The sequence below is a fragment of the Sphaerotilus mobilis genome (assembly GCF_004216565.1).
GTDB classification, from domain to species: Bacteria; Pseudomonadota; Gammaproteobacteria; order Burkholderiales; family Burkholderiaceae_C; genus Sphaerotilus; species Sphaerotilus mobilis.
The window spans coordinates 755,807-773,951 of the sequence record NZ_SGWV01000008.1 but is presented as its reverse complement, the minus strand read 5'-3'; the positions used below and the strand labels follow the sequence as shown (position 1 = coordinate 773,951).

Below are 18,145 nucleotides of genomic sequence, written 5' to 3'. Positions count from 1 at the left end.
TGTCGGCTCGGTGGCCGCATTCGGTCGACGGGGGCGCAGTTTGCCGACCTTAAGGAGAAAACTGCACGAAGGACGCCGCTGGCTGACCACCCCTTTGCGGGACCGAATCAACGAAAAGTCGACGATCACCGCACAAACTGAACGTCGACTTGATGGAATTCGTCCTCGCCACCGCAGGCGCCCCGTGCCGCTGCGGCGTCAGATCACACGCCCGAACCAGGCCACGCTCAGGCCGCAGGCCAGCAGCACCAGCAGGCCGGCCAGACCGGCAACCAGGGCGGTCACCTCGGTCTCCTTGCGCTCAAAGACCAGCCGGCTGCTGAGCGTGTCGTAGACCTTCTTCAGGTCGGTGGCACTGCCGGCGTAGAAGTACTCGGCCTGGGTCAGGTTGGCGACGTTCTTGAGCGTGGCCTCGTCCAGCCGCACCCGCATGCTCCAGCCCTCGAAGCCGATGATCTCGCCGCTGGTGGTGCCGAATCCGACCGTGTAGACCTTGACGCCGCGGTCGGCCGCCAGCTTGGCCGCGTCCATCGGGTCCATGCCGGTGGTGCGCTGCCCGTCGGTCAGCAAGATGACCGCCGCCGAGCTGTAGCTGCCCGGGGCAACCGGCTTGAAGTCGTCCTGCTTCTCGCGTTCGGTGCCCAGCGGCTTGGGCATGCGGCGCTCGCCGGTGACGTCCGACAGGTCAATGCCGGCCTCGGGGAACAAGGTCGCCAGGCTCAGCACGATGCCGCTGCCGATGGCGGTGCCGCGCTGCAGCTGGAAGCGGTCGATCGCGGCGATCACGTCTTCGCGGCTGTGTGTTGGCGCCTGCACCACGGCGGCGGTGCCGGCGAAGCTGACGACGCCCACGCGGACATGGCGTGGCAGGTCCTGCACAAACGCCTTGGCCGCGTTCTGCGAGGCCACCAGCCGGTTCGGCTCAACATCGGTGGCGCGCATGCTGCCCGACACATCCATCGCCAGCAGCAGGGTCTGGTCGCGCAGCGGCAGCGTCAGCACCGCCACCGGCCGGGCCATGCCGATCAGCAAGAGCAGCAGTGCCAAGCCGATCAGGATCGGCGGCACGTGGCGCCGCCAGGCCCCGCCGTGGCCGACCGCCTGCCGGATCAGGCCCAGGCTGGCGACCCGCACGACCTGACGCTTGCGTCGGCGCAGCAGCCACACATAGGCCAGCGCGATCAGCGGCCACAGCAGCAGCAGCCACAACTGGCTGGGCCACAGGAAGCTCACCGGGGCTTGCTGGAACAGGGAGGCGAGGGTCTCGTTCATCGGGGCCTCGGTGCGGCAGGGGAGGGCGGTGTGCTGAGGGGCGACGGCCGTGTGCCGCCTGCCGCCAGCGAGGAGCCTGCCGCGCCCTGACGCTGGCGCACCCGGCGCAGGTCGAGGAAGCGGCGCAAGGTCTCCAGCAGCGGCTCGGCGGTGTCGAGTTCGAGGGTGTCAACGCCCGCCGCCGTCAGGCCCTGCCGCAGCCGGGCCTCGCGTTCGGCGGCCAGTGCGGCGTGGCGCGCGCGCAGGGCCGGGTCGTCGGTGTCGATCAGCAACTCGTCGCCGCTCTCCGCGTCGCGCAGCAGCACCAGGCCCATGGCCGGCAACGTGTGCTCGGACGGATCGCCCAGGCGCACCGCGACGACATCGTGGCGCAGCGCAAGGCGGCCCAACGGGGCCTGCCAGCCGGGCTGGCTGATGAAGTCGGACACGACCACGACGGTGGTGCGGCGGCGCAGCCGATGTTCGGCGGCGCTCAGCAGGTCGGCGAGGCGGGTGGATTCGGCATCGTCGGCCGGGCGGTTGGTCATTTGCGGCCGGGCACGACGGAACCAAGAAACGCCAGGCGCGGGCGTGGTGACGCGCGGGCCCGCCGACCCCGTCGCCCGCGCCATGCGCGAGATGAGTTGCAGCACCTGGGTGCGACCGCCGCGGGCGGGCAATTCCTCGGCGCGCTGGTCGGCCTGACGGTAGATCTGTGCGCCAACGCGATGGCCGGCGCGGGTGTAGAGCCGCGCCAGCAGGGCGACCAGCTCGGTGGCCATCTGCTGCTTGGTGCGGACCTCGCCGTCCTGCCCGGCCGCGCCGGCCCGCAGCACCGAACCCCAGTCGACCGAGGCGCTCAGGTCGAGCAGGAAGACCGCCGTCATGTCGCGGTCCTCCTGGAACTGGCGCACATGGGGTTGGTCGATGCGCGCGGTGACGTTCCAGTCGATGTGGCGCACGTCGTCGTGTGGCTGGTACTCGCGCAGGTCGGCGAGGTCCAGGCCGGCGCCGCGCATCAGCGTGCGGCAATCGCCTTGCAGCAGGCCGTCGAGGCGACGCAGCACCGTCCATTCCAGCCGCCGCAACAGGGCGTCGGCCGGGCCCAGGGCGATCGCGGTGGCGCTGCCGGGCAGGGGCGTGGACGCCGCAGGGGCCGGGGCGTCAGGTGTGTCGGCCGCCGCCTTGCGACGCGGCCAGACCAGGCTCAGCAGGCGTTGACGGATGGCGCCGCGCGTGGCCGTGTTCATGCGCCCTCGGCGTGGGCCATCGGCTTGGCGGGTGCCGGGATGTGGTCGAGCATGCGGCGGATCAGCGCATCTGCGTCCAGGCCTTCGGCCAGCGCCTCATAGCTCAGCACCAGGCGGTGGCGCAACACGTCGGGCACCAGGTCGATCAGGTCCTCGGGCAGCGCATAGCTGCGTCCGCGCAGCATGGCCATGGCGCGAGCGCCTTCAACCAGGCCGATGGTGGCGCGCGGGCTGGCCCCGAAGGCCAGCAGCGGCGCCAGCTCGGGCAGGCCGCCCCGGGCAGGATCGCGGCCGAGCGCGACCAGCTTGACGGCGTACTGCACCAGCGAGGGGTCGACGTAGACGGCCCGGCAAGCCTTCTGCAGCGCGGCCAGTTGGCGGGTGTCGGCCACGGCGGCCACCGCGATCGACGCGCCGGTGACCCGCTGGACGATCACGAACTCCTCTTCCTCGCTGGGGTAGCCGACCAGCACCTTCATCATGAAGCGGTCGACCTGGGCCTCGGGCAGCGGGTAGGTGCCTTCGGTCTCGATCGGGTTCTGCGTGGCCATCACCAGGAAGGGTTCCGGCACCTTGTGGCTGACGCCGGCGATCGTCACCTGGCGTTCCTGCATCACCTCCAGCAAGGCGCTCTGCACCTTGGCCGGCGCGCGGTTGATCTCGTCGGCCAGCAGCAGGTTGGTGAAGACCGGGCCCAGCGAGGTGCTGAACTCGCCGCTCTTCTGGCTGTAGATGCGCGTGCCGACCAGGTCGGCCGGCACCAGGTCGGGCGTGAACTGGATGCGCTTGAACTGGCCGTGCACCGCCTGCGCCAGCGTCTTGACCGTCAGCGTCTTGGCCAGCCCGGGCACGCCCTCGACCAGCAGATGACCCTGCGCCAGCATCGCCACCATCACACGTTCAAGGAACTTGTCCTGGCCGACGACGACCCGCTTGACCTCGTAGAGGATGCGCTCCATCAGCGCGGCAGGGTCGTCCGGCGGCGCGGCGGGCATGTCAGCGGGCGTGTCCTGCGGGCGATCGGTCATGGGCGTCCTCGTGTCCTGTCGGGTCTGGGATGGTTGGGCGTGGCTGCGTCAGAAGGGCGGGAAGCCGACCGCGCCGGCCGCGCTCTCGATCGGCACCGCGAAGCCGATGCCGATGAAGGTCCTTGCCGGCGTCGGGTTGAGGATGGCGGTGACGATGCCGACCACCTCCCCCTGCGCGTTGACCAGCGGCCCGCCCGAGTTGCCCGGGTTGGCGGCGGCATCGAACTGGATCAGCTTGGTGAGCGTCTGCCGGCCTTCGGGCGAGCGGAACTCGCGGTCCAGTCCGGAGACCACGCCCGAGGACACGCTCGGGCCGATGCCGAAGGGGTAGCCCACCGCCACCACCGTGTCGCCCAGGCCCAGGTCGCCGGTGCCGCGCAGCGTGGCGGGCTGCAGGTCGTCGGGCAGCTTGACCGCCTTGAGCACCGCCAGGTCCTGGTGCGGCTGCACGCTGACGATGCGGGCCTCGGACTCCATGCCGTTCCAGAAGGTCACGGTGACCCGATCGGCGCCTTCGATGACGTGGTAGTTCGTCAGGATGATGCCGCTCTCGACGATCACCACGCCGGTGCCGACGCCCCGGCGCGGGTGGTCGCTGTCGGCATCTTCCTCGTCGTCACCCGCGGTGGGCTTGGCGGCCTTGCCGGCCGGACGGGCCTTGCCACCCGCACCCGGCTTCTGGCGCGGCGCGCCAGAAGCCTGGCTCGACGGGGTGTCCTCGCGCGCGTCCGACTGGGCGACGACCCGCACGACCGAGGGCAGGATCTTGTCGGCCGCGCGGCGCGTGGCGGCGGTGATGGGCTGGGTCTCCAGCGTTTCCAGCACGGCGCGGTCGATGTCCTGCTGGGTGATGAGGGGCGGCGCATGGCGCAACTGCCACTGCCAGCCCGCCAGCATGATCAGCGCCAGCAGGGCCCAGGCGCTCCAGAGGGCTCGCGGGGACACCAGCCAGGCCTGCAGGCGCTGGCGCCGACCCGGCCGGGCGGCGACCGAGGGCTGTGGCCCGCCGTCGACAGATGCGACAGAGGCAGATGAGGCAGAAGCCGGCGGCAGCGCCGCCTTCTCGGCGGCCATCGATCCCGCCGTGCGGCTGTACCTGGGTTTGCGTGTCATCGGCACCCCTGCGCCCGCCGCCATGGCTGGCATGGCTGCAAGTTAGCACGCCTCGCTTGGGCTTGCCAGCCTCAGGCGTACCCCCGCTTCGGCGGCATCATGTTGGCATGTCGCTTGCCGTTCGCGGTCCGCTCTGGATCGACACCCACTGCCACCTCGATGCCGACGAGTTCAGCCCTGATCGCGACGCCGTCTCGGCCCGTGCGCGGGCGGCCGGCGTGGCCCGGCTGGTGATCCCGGCGGTGGCCTCGTCCAACCTGGACGCGGTGCGCGCACTGGCCCACCGCCACGGCGACGTCTATGCGCTGGGCCTGCATCCGCTGTATGTGGGCGACGAGGCGCATGACGCCCTGGATCGTCTGGCCATCGCCTTGCGTGCGGCCATCGACGACCCGCAGCTGGTGGCCGTGGGCGAGATCGGCATCGACGCCTTCGTGCCCGGCCTGGACATGGCCTTGCAGGCGCACTTCTATGCCGCCCAGCTCGATCTGGCGCTGGCCTTCGACCTGCCGGTGATCCTGCATGTGCGGCGTTCGGCGGACCTGTTGCTGCAGCAGCTGCGCCGCCGGCCCCGGCTGCGAGGCGGCATCGCCCATGCCTTCAATGGCAGCGAGCAGCAGGCGCAGGCCTTCGTCGACCGGGGCTTCAAGCTGGGTTTTGGCGGCGCCTTGACCTTCGAGCGGGCGCTGCAGATCCGCCGCCTGGCCGCCAGCCTGCCGGCCGAGGCGCTGGTGCTGGAGACCGATGCGCCCGACATCCCGCCCCACTGGCTCTACCGCACCGCCGCCGAACGGGCGGCCGGCGCGATCGCCCGCAACGAACCCGCCGAACTGCCACGCATCGGTGCCGAGCTGGCGGCGCTGCGTGACCTGACCCCCGAGGCCGTCGCCGCCCTGACGACCGCCAACGCCCGCGCCGCCCTGCCGCGTCTGGCAGCCTGGCTGGATCGCCATGGCTGACGCTCGCACGCCGACCGGGTCGCCGCGCCTGCTGGGCCTCGCGCCCGTGGTCGATGCCGACACCCGGCTGCTGGTGCTGGGCAGCTTCCCCGGCGCGGCGTCCTTGCGGGCCCAGCAGTACTACGCCCATCCACGCAACCAGTTCTGGCCCATCCTCGGTGCCGTCTGGGGCGTCGACATCGCCGGGCTGGACTACCCGCAGCGGCTGGCGCTGGCCCGCTCGCACGGCCTGGGCATCTGGGACGTGCATGCCGCCTGCCAGCGTGAAGGCAGCCTGGACAGCGCCATCGAGGCGGCCGAGCCCAATGACCTGATCGGTCTGGCGCGCCGCCTGCCCCGCCTCGAAGCGCTGGCGCACAACGGCGGCGAGTCGGCTCGCTCGATGCGCGTCACCCGCACGCTGGGCCTGCCGGTGCACCGCCTGCCGTCGACCAGTCCGGCGCACGCCAGCTGGTCCTTCGACCGCAAGCTGGTGGCCTGGGCCGAGGTGCTGGCCCGCCACGTCGCCCCTTACGATGTGCGCTGAACCACCGACAAGGCCCCTGTGAGCGAACCCCTCGAACCCCGTCCGCGGTCCCGCCGCGCCAGCAAGCCGCCCGAGGCCTCGGTCTCCGAGTTCGACGGTGTGCGCTACCTGCACCTGGGTCACACGCCCTGGGTCCAGGGCGCCCTGCGGGTGCGCAAGCCCAAGGTGATCGAGCTGGAGTACGTGCGCCGCATGATGGCCTGGCTGCTGCTGCATGACCCGCAGCGCTGGGACGCCGACACCGCCGAGCTGCACACCGCTCAGCTGGGCCTGGGCGCGGCCACCCTGACGCGCTACTGCCATGGCGAGCTGGGGCTGCGCACGACGGCGGTCGAGCTGAATCCGCAGGTCATCGCCGCGTGCCGCCAGTGGTTCCGCCTGCCGGCCAACGACGACCGCCTGACCGTCGTCTACGGCGATGCCGGCGACTGGGTGCGCGACCCCGCCAACGCTGGCACGGTCGATGCGCTGTGCGTCGACCTCTATGACCACCAGGCTGCCGCGCCGGTGCTCGACGACCTCGACTTCTACGCCGCCTGCCACGCCTGCCTCGCGCCGGGGGGCGTGCTCAGCGTCAACCTGTTCGGCCGCAGCTCGAAGTTCGCCCGCAGCGCGCGCCGCATCGAGGCCGTCTTCGCCGAAGCCGGCGGCAGCGCCCGCGTGGTCGCCGCGACCGAAGAGGGCAACACCATCGTGCTGGCGCTGCAGGGGGCCGAATGGCCCGATGCGGCCGTGCTGGCCGACCGCGCCCGCGTCATCGAGGCCCGCACCGGCCTGGACGCGCCGCTGTGGACGCGCCTGCTGCGGCGCGTGCCGGCCGAGCGAGCTGCGCGGGCCAAGGCGGCCGACACGCGGGTAGACGCCGACGCTGTTGCCGATGCTGGTGCCCGAGCTGGTGCCGATGCTGGTGCCCCCTGATCCTCGACCCGACCCGCCAGGAACACGCGATGCCCGATCCCCATGAAGGCCCTGCGGCCGCCCCGCCGGCCCCGCCGACGGCCGCCGCCGGCACCTTGACCTGGCGCCAGCTGGTCGCCTGGTTGCGCGACGATGGCTTGGTCAGCGCAGCCGAGGCCGGCACGCTGGCCCAGCGCCTGGTGGGCAACAGCAGCCTGCACCCGCTGGTGCGGCTGGCCGGTGCCGGCCTGCGCCATCCACGCGGCGGCGAGCCCCTCGACGTCGAAGCCCTGACCCGCTGGCTGGCTCATCGCATGAGCTTGCCCTACCTGCGCATCGACCCGCTCAAGGTCGATGTGGCCCGCGTCACCGAGGTCATGTCGGTGGGCTATGCCGAGAAGCGCCGCATCCTGCCGGTCCAGGTCGGGCCGCTGGAGGTGACGGTGGCGACCTGCGAGCCGCTGCAGCTCGACTGGGTCCCGGAGATCGCCGCGCACACCCGCAAGACGGTGCGTCTGGTGCTGGCCAACCCGGCCGACATCACCCGCTACACCAGCGACTTCTACAGCGTCGCGCGCTCGGTGCGCAATGCGCAGAAGAGCGGCGAGTCCAGCAACGTCACCAACTTCGAGCAGCTGGTCGACATGGGCTCGGCCAAGCCGCTCGATGCGAACGACCAGGGTGTCGTGCAACTGGTCGACTGGCTCTGGAACTACGCCTTCGAGCAGCGCGCCTCGGACATCCACGTCGAACCGCGGCGCGACCAGGGTGTCATCCGCCTGCGCATCGACGGCGTGCTGCACACCGTCTACCAGCTGCCACCCACCGTGATGTCGGCGGTGACCGCGCGCATCAAGCTGCTCGGCCGCATGGACGTGGTCGAACGCCGCCGCGCCCAGGACGGCCGCATCAAGACCCGCAGCCCGCGCGGCGAGGAAATCGAGATGCGCCTGTCGACCTTGCCGACGGCCTTCGGCGAGAAGCTGGTCATGCGCATCTTCGACCCGGAGACCGCCGTGCAGCCGGTCCAGCAACTGGGCTTCAGCGCGCAGGACGCGCAACGCTGGCAGCAACTGGTCGCTCAGCCGCACGGCATCATCCTCGTGACCGGCCCGACCGGCAGCGGCAAGACCACGACGCTCTATGCCACCCTCAAGGGCCTGGCCACGGAGGCGGTCAATGTCTGCACGGTGGAGGACCCGATCGAGATGATCGAGCCGTCCTTCAACCAGACCCAGGTGCAGCCGGCGCTGGACCTCGACTTCGCCGCCTGCGTGCGCACGCTGATGCGGCAGGACCCGGACATCATCATGGTTGGCGAGATCCGCGACCTCGAGACCGCCGAAATGGCGGTGCAGGCCGCCCTGACCGGCCACCTCGTTTTCAGCACCCTGCACACCAACGACGCGGCCAGTGCCATCACCCGGCTGCTCGACCTGGGCGTGCCGGCCTACCTGCTCAATGCCACTGTCATCGGCGTGCTGGCCCAGCGCCTGGTGCGCCAGCTCTGCATCGCCTGCCGGCAGAGCGACACGGCGGTCACTCCCTCGCTGCTGCAGGCCGCCATGCCCGGTCTGACGGTGGGCGAGGAGGGTGCGCCCTTCCGGCCGCAGAAGCCTGTGGGTTGCGAGGCTTGTCGCCAGACCGGTTTCCGCGGCCGACGCGGCCTGTTCGAGCTGATGCTGCTGTCGCCCGAGCTGCGTCAGGTGGTGCAGGAACAACCGGATCTGGCGCGCATCCGGCGCCAGTCGCTGCGCGAGGGCCTGCTGCCGCTGCGCCTGGCCGGGCTGCGCCAGGTGGCGGCCGGCCACACCACCGTCGACGAGGTGCTGCGCGCCACGCCGGGCTGGGACGCCTGAGCCGTCCTGCCCTGTTCCGGCCCGTCGCGGGCAACGATCTGCTAAGTGGAATCCACACCGAGGGCCGAGGGGGCGCTTCCTAGAATCGCGCCGCAGTCGGATACCACCGTGAGGAGACACGTTCATGCAGATCAAGAGCCAGAAAGACTTCTGGTCGGGGTTGATGTTCATTGTCGTGGGCGTCGCGTTCGCCTGGGGCTCCTTGAACTACAGCTTCGGCAGTTCGGCCCGACCCGGGCCCGCCTACTTCCCCTTCGGCCTGGGCGTGCTCATGGCCATCCTCGGCGCCTTCGTGCTGTTTGGCGCGATGACCGTCGAGACCGAGGACGGCGACCGCATCGGTGCCTGGTCCTGGCGTCCGCTGATCATCGTCATCGCCTCGCTGGTCGGCTTCGGCCTGGGCCTGCCGCGCCTGGGCCTGCTGATCACGCTGCCGCTGTTGGTCTTTGTCGTCTCGCTGGCCGGTGACGAGTTCCACTGGAAGGACGCGCTGCTCAACGCCGCGATCCTGACGGGCATGTCCTGGGCCATCTTCGTCAAGGGCCTGAGCCTGACGCTGCCGGTCTGGCCGACCATCTTTGCCGCCGCTGCCGCGACCGGCGCCTGAGGACGAACGCACCATGGAACTGCTCAACAACCTGGCGCTCGGCTTCGGCGTCGCCTTCACGTGGATCAACCTGGCCTACGCCTTCGGTGGCGCGATGCTGGGCACCCTGATCGGCGTGCTGCCCGGTCTTGGCCCCGTCGCGACGATCGCGATGCTGCTGCCGTCGATCTACTCGCTGGACGCGACGCCCGCGCTGATCATGCTGGCCGGCATCTACTACGGCGCCCAGTACGGTGGCTCGACCACCGCCATCCTGATCAACGTGCCGGGCGAGGCCTCCTCGGTCGTTACCGCGCTGGACGGCTACCAGATGGCCCGCAAGGGCCGCGCCGGTGCGGCGCTGGCCGCAGCGGGTCTGGGCTCCTTCTTCGCCGGCTGCGTTGGCACCGTCATCATCGCGGCCTTCGCGCCGCCGCTGACCGAGCTGGCCTTCAAGTTTGGCCCGGCCGAGTACTTCAGCCTGATGGTGCTGGGCCTGATCGGCGCCGTCGTGCTGGCCTCGGGCTCGCTGCTCAAGGCGATCTCGATGATCATCCTCGGCTTGCTGCTGGGCCAGATCAACACCGACGTGATCTCGGGCGTGCCGCGCTTCAGCTTCGATATTCCCGAGCTGACCGACGGCATCGGCTTCGTCACCATCGCGATGGGCGTGTTCGGCTTCGGCGAGATCATCGCCAACCTCGGCCGCCCGGCCGAGCACCGCGAGGTCTTCACCAAGCATGTGACGGGTCTGTGGCCGACCAAGCAGGACTTCAAGGACGCCGCGCCCGCCGTGCTGCGCGGCACCGCGCTGGGTTCGGTGCTGGGCGTGCTGCCCGGTGGTGGCGCGCTGCTGGCCGCCTTCGCCGCCTACACGCTGGAGAAGAAGTCCAAGGGTCGACCCGGCGAGGTGCCGTTTGGCCAGGGCAACATCCGCGGCGTGGCCGGTCCCGAGTCGGCCAACAACGCCGGTGCGCAGACCAGCTTCATCCCGATGCTGACCCTGGGCATCCCGCCCAATGCGGTGATGGCGCTGATGGTGGGTGCGATGACCATCAAGGGCATCCAGCCCGGCCCGCAGGTCATGACCAGCAACCCGGAACTGTTCTGGGGCCTGATCGCCTCGATGTGGGTCGGCAACGCGATGCTGGTGATCCTCAACCTGCCGCTGATCGGCATCTGGATCAAGCTGCTGACGGTGCCCTACCGCTTCCTGTTCCCGGCCATCGTCGTGTTCTGCTCGATCGGCCTCTACACGCTCAACAACAACAACTTCGACGTCTTCATGGGCGCGATGTTCGCGCTGGTCGGCTACACCTTCTACAAGCTGGGTTGCGAGCCGGCACCGCTGCTGCTGGGCTTCATCCTCGGCCCGATGATGGAAGAGAACCTGCGCCGTGCGCTGTTGCTGTCGCGGGGTGACTGGAGCACCTTCATGACCCGACCGCTGTCGGCCGGGCTGCTGCTGGCGGCGCTGCTGATGGTGGTCATCGTGATGCTGCCGTCGATCCGTGCCAAGCGCGAGGAAGCCTTCCACGACGAGGAATGAGGCGGACCGGCAGAATCGCCTGAACGCTCAGGGCCTCACCGCTGGTGAGGCCCTTGTTCATGGGACGCATCGACCACGGAAGCCCGTCTGATGACCGACACGACCGCCGCCCCGAGCTGGCTGGATCGCCTGCCGCCGACCTTGCAGGCCCTGCGTCTGCCGGTCTTCCGCATGTTGTGGCTGGCCTGGCTGGCCGCCAACCTGACGATGTGGATGAACGACGTCGCGGCCGCCTGGCTGATGACGCAGCTCACCGACAGCGCCGTGATGGTCGCCCTGGTCTCGGCCGCCTCGACCCTGCCGGTCTTCCTGCTGGGTCTGCCCAGTGGGGCGCTGGCCGACATCGTTGACCGGCGCCGCTGGTTTGCGGCCACCCAGCTGTGGGTGGCCAGCGTGGCGGTGCTGCTGGCCATCCTCAGCATGGCCGACGGGCTGGACGCCCACCTGCTGCTGGCGCTGACCTTCGCCAACGGCATCGGCCTGGCGATGCGCTGGCCGGTGTTCGCGGCCATCGTGCCGGAGATCGTGCCGCGCGATCGCCTGTCGCCGGCCCTGGCGCTGCAGGCGCTGGCGATGAACATCTCGCGCGTCATCGGACCGGTGTTCGCCGGTGCGCTGCTGGCGGCCTCGGGCAGCACCTCGGTGTTCGTGCTGAACGCGCTGTTGTCCCTGGCGGCCTTTGTGCAGGTCCTGCGCTGGCGCAGCCCGCCACGGGTCAGCACCTTGCCGGGCGAGCGCTTCGTCGGCGCCATGCGGGTCGGCCTGCAACACGTCCTGCAAAGCCCGCGCATGAAGGCGGTGCTGGTGCGTGTCTTCCTGTTCTTCCTGCAAAGCACGGCGCTGACAGCGCTGCTGCCGCTGGTTGCCAAGCAGCTGGGTGGCGATGCCGGTTCGTTCACGCTGCTGGTCTCGTCGATGGGCGTGGGCGCGGTGGTGGCCGCGTTGACGGTGCCGCAGCTGCGTGAACGCATCAGCCACGACACCATCGCGCAGGCCGGCACGCTGGTGGTCGTTGCCGCCACCGTGGTGGTGGCCTGGGCGCCGGTCCTGTGGGTGGCGGCGCTGGCGCTGGTGGTCGCCGGCATGGCCTGGATCAGCACGGCCAACACCATGACCATGTCGGCCCAGATGGCCTTGCCGAACTGGGTCCGGGCGCGCGGCATGGCGGTGTACCAGATGGGGCTGATGGGCGGCTCGGCCGCCGGCGCAGCGCTGTGGGGTCAGGTCGCTGGTCGATTCGACATCCGCACGGCGCTGATGACCGCTTCGGCGGCGGGCCTGATCGCCTTGCTGGCGACCCGGCGGCTGCGGCTGCAGCCTGACGGTGCCCACGGCGAGGACCTCAGCCCTGCGCCGGCTCGGCCGGTGCCCACACCGGCGATCGACTTCGAGCCCGAGCAGGGGCCTGTGATGGTGACGGTCGAGTACCTGGTCGACCCGGCCCGCGCGCAGGACTTCAATGCCGTCATGGACCTGACCCGGCTGGCCCGCTTGCGCCAGGGCGCGTTGTCCTGGGGGCTGTTCCGCGACACCGCGCAGCCGGGTCGCTACATCGAATACTTCGTCGACGAGAACTGGACCGAGCACCTGCGCCGCATGGAGCGCTTCACCGCCGCCGACATCGGCCTGCGCGAGCAGCGGCTGGCCTTCCACACCGGACCGGCGCAGCCTCGCGTGACGCGCTATCTGGCCGAGGACCTGGGCCGCGACGCCGCCGGACGAGGCTGACGTCGGGCGCGACGGCCGGCTCTGATAATCCGCGCCCAGGAGAGTCACCCATGCACACGATGCACCCGTGGCGCGAGGCGCTGCACAACGAAGTCCATGCACGGCCCCAGGAACGCCTGCATGCGCCGCTGGCCTTGACCCACATCGGCTGGGTCGGCCACGAGATCAGCCAGGCGCGTGAGCACCTCAACGAGCTGCTGCGCCGTCGCCACCTGCCGCAGGTCGGTGCCGATGCCAGCCACCTCAGCGCCGAGTTGGGTCCGCTGCGCTTGCGCTGGGAGCGCCACACCGAGTTCCACACCGCCACCTTCATCAAGCCGCTGAGCGAGATGCCGGCTGGCTTTGACCGCATTGCGCTGGCCGAGGTGCCGCACGACTGGCTGCATGCACTGCCGGGCCAATGGCTGATCGGCATGCATGTGCTGGTGCTGCCTCGGGCTGGCCTGGTCATCAACGACGACGGCGTGCCGGCTCTGGTGCGCGCCAGCCTGGCTGACGACACGCTGGTCGCCAGCCGGGTGATGGACGGGCAGGCCGAGATCTACACCGACTTCCACCTGCATGCCGACGGCTTTGCGCGCTGGCTGGTGGTGGTCGACAGCATGAACCCGCGCCGGCTTGGCCGGGCGGTGCAGCGCGCCATCGAGATCGAGACCTACCGGATGATGGCCTTGCTGGGTCTGCCGGCGGCGCGCGAGGTCGGTGCCACGCTGACCAGCGCCGAGCGAGAACTGGCCGAGATCGCCGAGGCCATCCGCACGGCCGATCGCACCGAGGAGCCCGAGCTGCTGCGCCGCCTGAGCGAACAGGCCGCCAAGGTCGAGGGCCTGTACGCGCGCACCCATTCGCGCTTCGCCGCGACGACCGCCTACTGGGACCTGGTCCAGCGACGGATCGGCGAATTGCGCGAGCAGCGCCTGTCGGGCCTGCAGACCCTGGGCGAGTTCATGGACCGGCGCCTGTTGCCAGCCATGCAGACCTGCGCGGCGGCGGCGCGCCGGCTGCAGGCGCTGTCCGAACGCATCTCGCGCGCCAGCAACCTGCTGCGCACCCGCGTCGAGGTCGAGCAGCAGCGCAGCAGCCAGGCCTTGCTGGACGCGATGAACCGCCGCCAGGAAGCGCAGCTGCTGTTGCAGAGTGCGGTCGAGGGCCTGTCGGTCGCGGCCATCACCTACTACGGCGCCGGCCTGGTCGGCTACCTCGCCAAGGGCGCCAAGGCCGCCGGCCTGGACGTGTCGCCCGACGTGCTGACCGCAGCGGCCGTGCCGGTGATCGCGCTGGCGGTCTGGTGGGGCGTGCGCCAGGTGCACCACCGGATCATGGCCTCGGTCGCAGCCCGGCGCGCCCATTGAAGGCCGCGATGAATCGTACAAACGAAGGCTCGGTCGACGGACGGCCGGACCCGGCGCCTCGCCTGTATGCCGTCGTCCCTTGTGCCGGAACCGGCAGCCGGGCAGGCCTGGACGGGCCCAAGCAATACCACCGGGTCGCCGGACGACCGGTCGTGGCGCACACCTTGGCGGCGCTCGCTGCGGTGAGGCGACTCGGCGGCGTGATGGTGGTGCTCTCGCCCGATGACACGCAGTTCGAGTCGTTCGTGCCTTCGCACCGGCCGGACTGGGTCGTGCGCACCGGTGGGGCGAGCCGCGCCGACAGCGTCGCCGCTGGCCTGCAGGCACTGGCCGCCCGAGGCGCCTCGCCCGAAGACTGGGTGCTGGTGCATGACGCGGCCCGTTGCCTGATCCAGCCCGCCTGGGTGGATGGCCTGATCGACGCCTGTCTGGCCGACCCGGTCGGTGGCCTGCTGGCCCTGCCGCTGGCCGACACGCTCAAGCAGGCCGAGGCGGGCCGGGCGGTTGCCACCGTCGACCGCCAAGGCAAGTGGGCGGCGCAGACGCCGCAGATGTTCCGGCTCGGTCGCCTCGCCGATGCCCTGCGCCATGCCGGGCCGGGTGTCACCGACGAGGCCAGTGCCATCGAGGCGAGGGGCCTCGCACCGCGATTGGTGGCCGGCCACTTCTGCAACTTCAAGGTGACCTGGCCGGGCGACTTCGCGCTGGCCGAGCAGTTGCTGCCGGGTCTTGTTGGCCCTGCTGGTGATGGGTCAACCCCCTGAATGCAGGTGGCGCAAGCGAGGGGTCGGCCTAAAGTAGGGGCTCCTGAACTGTCAGATTCGTCACGTTTGGCCGCGTCCTGAACCGCAGATTTTGGCTTGCCGATCATCCCTGCCGCCGGACGGGTGCCCGAGTGGGCTTCGAACTGGTTGAATTGCCCCACCGGCTCTGGCAGAAGTGACATCGAGACTTGCAATTGATGCCTTTTTTCGTTTTGTTTTTCACGATCAGTGCCCGTGCGTTGGGCGATGATCTTCCTTAAATGGGATCGTTCGCCATTTCCTGTTCAGGCCTGCGTGTCCATAATGCAGGCATGTCGAACCGGGTCCGCGTCGTCGTGCTGCCTGCTGGACGCACACCCAAGTCCCCGCCATCCATGTGCCGGGTCGATCGACACGTCAAGGGGTTTTCGTGAAGGTCCTGATCACTGGGGTAGCCGGCTTCATCGGCATGCACGTCGCCAGTGCCTTGCTGGCGCGTGGCGATGAAGTCGTCGGCGTCGACGCCCTCGATGACCCGTTCGACGTGGCCCTGACCTATGCCCGGCTGGCTCGCATCCAGTCGCATCCCCGCTTCCGCTTTTCCCGTCTGGACATCGCCGACCGCCCGGCCGTCGACAACTGTTTCCAGTCCGGTGGATTCGACGTCGTCGTCCACCTGGCGACGCAGCAGGGCGGTGCAGCGCGTGACGGCCGGGTGCCTGTGCGCGTGCACCTCTCGGGCTTCGTCAACGTGCTGGAGGGCTGCCGCCAGCATGGCGTGCCGCACCTGGTGTACGCCAGCAGCTCGGACGTCAACTGCGAGCGGCGCTCCCGCGCGTCGTCGGGAACCTGCCAGGATGACGATCGGGCCGACAAGCGACCGGGCGAGACCCTGGCCCGGGCCTACAGCCGCCTGCATGGGGTAGCGACCACCGGCTTGCGCTTCTTCACCGTCTATGGCCCCTGGGGCCGTCCGGACATCGGCTACCACGAACTGACCCGAGGGCTGATGACCGGCGATCCGCTGCCGGTCTACCCACGCGAGGGCGAGATCGGGCACGGCCTGACCTATGTCGACGACATCGTCGCGGGCATCGAGCGGGCACTGCGCCGGCCGGAGCCGCGCGATGCCGGCCTGTTGCCGGGGGAGGCGCCGGCACGGGTCCTCAACATCGGCAGCCACGACCCCGTGCGCCTGCTGGACTTCATCGCCGCGCTGGAACTGGCGCTGGGTCGTCCGGGCGACCTGAAGGTCATGCCCGTCGCTGGTGCGGAGACTGGCTCGGAAGGCAGCGAAGCCGGCAGCGACCTGAGCACGATCGACCCATCGGTGCAGGGCGGGAACTTCCTGGGTGAGCGCCGCATGACCATGCCGCTTGCCGAGGGCGTGCAGCGCTTCGTGCACTGGTATCTGGCCTATCACGGCATGGACCCGGCCCGCAGCACCTCGGCGCTGCGCCGCGCGGCGGTGTTCGAGGATCCGATGGCGGTCCAGTGGCTACCACCCCGACAGCCGCTGGCCCAGCCGGTCCGTTCGGTCGAGGCGTCCGGTCTGCGCGTGCTCTGAACCTGCACGGCGGGGCCGACAATCGCGGCCATGACGAACCTTCCGATGATCCGCGTGGGCGAGGGCTGGGACACCCATGCCCTGGTGCCCGGTCGTGCCCTCTGGCTGGGCGGTGTGCACATCCCGCACGATCGCGGCCTGCTGGGTCATTCCGACGCGGATGCGCTGCTCCACGCGATCACCGATGCCGTCTTGGGCGCTGCGGGCCTGGGTGACATCGGCAAGCACTTCCCCGACACGGACCCGCGGCTGGCGGGCGCCGATTCCCACCGGCTGCTGTCCGAGGCGATGGCGGCCGTGCGTTCGGCCGGCTGGGACCTTGTCAACGTCGACAGCACCATCGTCGCCCAGTCGCCCCGCATGGCGCCGCACATCGGCGCGATGCGCGAGCGCATCGCGCAGGCGCTGGGGATTGATGCGCAACGGGTCAACGTCAAGGCCAAGACCGCCGAGCGCATGGGCCCGGTCGGCCGTGGCGAGGCCATCGAGGCCCGTGCCGTCTGCCTGCTTTTGGGGCGGGCTCAGCCGCCGATGTAACTCATCTCGACCCGGCGGCGCGGCGTGTCGCCGGTTTGCGCGGGCAGCAGCGCGCGCAACTCCGAGTAGCGATCACGGCGACCTTGCCAGAGCGCACCGACCGAGTCGGCCAGCACATCATCGTCCAGCCCGGCCGGATCGCGCAGCAGGCTGCGCAGGTCGTGCCCCTGGCCGGCGAACAGGCACAGGTAGAGCTGGCCTTCGGTCGACAGTCGCAGCCTGTTGCAGTCGCCACAGAAGGCCTGGGTGACGCTGGAGATGAAGCCGATCTCGCCTCGCCCGTCTTGGTAGCCCCAGCGCTCGGCGGTTTCGCCGGGCTGGGCTGCCGACAAGGCGTGCAAGGGAAAGACCGCCGTAATCCGGTCCCGCAGTTCGGCCGACGACACCACCTCGTCCATGCGCCAGCCATTGGTGGCGCCGACGTCCATGAACTCGATGAAGCGCAGCACCACGCGGCCGCCGTGGTGCTCACGGAAATGACGCGCCATGGGCAGTGCCTCGTGGTCATTGGTGCCGCGCTTGACCACCATGTTGACCTTGATCGGCCCGAGCCCGACCGTCTCGGCCGCAGCGATGCCCTCCAGCACATCGGCCACCGGGAAGTCGACGTCGTTCATGCGGCGGAAGATGGCGTCATCCATCGCGTCCAGGCTGACCGTCACGCGCTGCAGGCCGGCGTCGCGCAGGCTGCGCGCCTTGCGAGCCAGCAGCGAGCCGTTGGTGGTCAGCGTCAGGTCGACCGGGCCGCCTTCGGGCGTGCGCAGCGCGGCCAGCATCTCCACGAGGCGCTCCAGGTTCTTGCGCAGCAGCGGCTCGCCGCCGGTCAGGCGGATCTTCTGCACGCCGTGCGCGACCAGGATGCGGGCCACCCGCGTCATCTCCTCGAAGCTCAGCAGTTGGCTGTGCGGCAGGAAGGCGTAGTTCTTGTCGAACACTTCCTTGGGCATGCAGTAGCTGCAGCGGAAATTGCAGCGGTCGGTCACCGAGATGCGCAGGTCACGCAGCGGTCGACCCAGGCCGTCCAACCAGGCGCCCTGCGATGTCGCCGGTCGCGCCGCGGGCCTTGGCATCCGCAACCCCGAGCTGGGCGTGGCGGCGATGGGTGTGATGGCGATGATGTTGCGCTCGGACATGCACGGATTGTGAGCTTGGAGCGCCGCCGTCCAGCAAGTCGGGGCAAGTGCGGAGCCGGGAGGGCAC

Annotated in this window: 16 protein-coding genes; 11 read left to right on the top strand and 5 right to left on the bottom strand. The window is 70.2% G+C overall.

The window, feature by feature from the left end; genetic code table 11:
• Positions 1–198: 198 nt before the first annotated feature.
• Genes EV685_RS08725 through EV685_RS08710 form a run of 4 tightly spaced genes read right to left on the bottom strand, consistent with a single transcriptional unit; the run spans position 199 to position 4,603 of the window.
• Positions 199–1,272: a VWA domain-containing protein gene (locus tag EV685_RS08725; RefSeq protein ID WP_242615487.1), complete on the bottom strand. Its 1,074-nt coding sequence runs from the start codon at positions 1,270–1,272 to the stop codon at positions 199–201.
• On the bottom strand, positions 1,269–2,501 hold the full coding sequence (locus EV685_RS08720; RefSeq protein ID WP_130481591.1) for a DUF58 domain-containing protein: 1,233 nt from the start codon (positions 2,499–2,501) through the stop codon (positions 1,269–1,271). The genes EV685_RS08725 and EV685_RS08720 overlap by 4 nt, the downstream gene beginning before the upstream one ends.
• On the bottom strand, positions 2,498–3,529 hold the full coding sequence (locus tag EV685_RS08715; protein WP_420820818.1) for an AAA family ATPase: 1,032 nt from the start codon (positions 3,527–3,529) through the stop codon (positions 2,498–2,500). The genes EV685_RS08720 and EV685_RS08715 overlap by 4 nt, the downstream gene beginning before the upstream one ends.
• A 48-nt stretch (positions 3,530–3,577) precedes the next feature.
• Positions 3,578–4,603, bottom strand: coding sequence for a S1C family serine protease (locus EV685_RS08710; protein ID WP_420820817.1), 1,026 nt, complete (start codon positions 4,601–4,603; stop codon positions 3,578–3,580).
• Positions 4,604–4,749: 146 nt separating this feature from the next.
• On the opposite strand from EV685_RS08710, the gene EV685_RS08705 reads away from it, so the two are divergent.
• The 11 genes from EV685_RS08705 to ispF all read left to right on the top strand — a co-directional run bounded on the left by EV685_RS08705 (position 4,750) and on the right by ispF (position 16,945).
• Positions 4,750–5,601: a TatD family hydrolase gene (locus EV685_RS08705; RefSeq protein WP_130481589.1), complete on the top strand. Its 852-nt coding sequence runs from the start codon at positions 4,750–4,752 to the stop codon at positions 5,599–5,601.
• On the top strand, positions 5,594–6,127 hold the full coding sequence (locus EV685_RS08700; RefSeq protein ID WP_130481588.1) for a DNA-deoxyinosine glycosylase: 534 nt from the start codon (positions 5,594–5,596) through the stop codon (positions 6,125–6,127). The genes EV685_RS08705 and EV685_RS08700 overlap by 8 nt, the downstream gene beginning before the upstream one ends.
• Positions 6,128–6,145: 18 nt before the next feature.
• Entirely contained in the window at positions 6,146–7,045 is a 900-nt protein-coding gene (locus EV685_RS08695; RefSeq protein ID WP_130481587.1) for a spermine/spermidine synthase domain-containing protein, read from the top strand.
• A gap of 29 nt (positions 7,046–7,074) precedes the next feature.
• Positions 7,075–8,883 (top strand): GspE/PulE family protein, encoded by a 1,809-nt coding sequence (locus EV685_RS08690; protein ID WP_130481586.1) that lies wholly within the window; start codon positions 7,075–7,077, stop codon positions 8,881–8,883.
• Between the two features lie 124 nt (positions 8,884–9,007).
• Positions 9,008–9,490, top strand: a complete 483-nt coding sequence (locus tag EV685_RS08685; protein WP_130481585.1) for a tripartite tricarboxylate transporter TctB family protein — start codon at positions 9,008–9,010, stop codon at positions 9,488–9,490.
• 13 nt (positions 9,491–9,503) lie between these two features.
• Positions 9,504–11,018 carry a tripartite tricarboxylate transporter permease gene (locus EV685_RS08680; RefSeq protein ID WP_130481584.1) on the top strand — a complete coding sequence of 505 codons (1,515 nt, stop codon included), beginning with the start codon at positions 9,504–9,506 and terminating at the stop codon, positions 11,016–11,018.
• A 90-nt stretch (positions 11,019–11,108) separates the two neighbouring features.
• Positions 11,109–12,746 carry an MFS transporter gene (locus tag EV685_RS08675; protein WP_130481583.1) on the top strand — a complete coding sequence of 546 codons (1,638 nt, stop codon included), beginning with the start codon at positions 11,109–11,111 and terminating at the stop codon, positions 12,744–12,746.
• A gap of 50 nt (positions 12,747–12,796) precedes the next feature.
• Positions 12,797–14,098, top strand: coding sequence for a DUF3422 family protein (locus tag EV685_RS08670; RefSeq protein ID WP_130481582.1), 1,302 nt, complete (start codon positions 12,797–12,799; stop codon positions 14,096–14,098).
• A gap of 8 nt (positions 14,099–14,106) precedes the next feature.
• On the top strand, positions 14,107–14,862 hold the full coding sequence (gene ispD, locus EV685_RS08665; protein ID WP_130481581.1) for a 2-C-methyl-D-erythritol 4-phosphate cytidylyltransferase: 756 nt from the start codon (positions 14,107–14,109) through the stop codon (positions 14,860–14,862).
• Between the two features lie 409 nt (positions 14,863–15,271).
• Positions 15,272–16,408, top strand: a complete 1,137-nt coding sequence (locus tag EV685_RS08660; RefSeq protein ID WP_130481580.1) for an NAD-dependent epimerase/dehydratase family protein — start codon at positions 15,272–15,274, stop codon at positions 16,406–16,408.
• 30 nt (positions 16,409–16,438) lie between these two features.
• Positions 16,439–16,945 (top strand): 2-C-methyl-D-erythritol 2,4-cyclodiphosphate synthase, encoded by a 507-nt coding sequence (ispF, locus tag EV685_RS08655; protein WP_275938340.1) that lies wholly within the window; start codon positions 16,439–16,441, stop codon positions 16,943–16,945.
• Here ispF and moaA read toward each other — a convergent pair.
• A complete protein-coding gene (gene moaA, locus EV685_RS08650; RefSeq protein WP_130481579.1) occupies positions 16,930–18,078 on the bottom strand; it encodes a GTP 3',8-cyclase MoaA in 1,149 nt (382 codons plus the stop codon). The two genes, ispF and moaA, sit on opposite strands and share 16 nt — an antisense overlap.
• Positions 18,079–18,145: the final 67 nt, after the last annotated feature.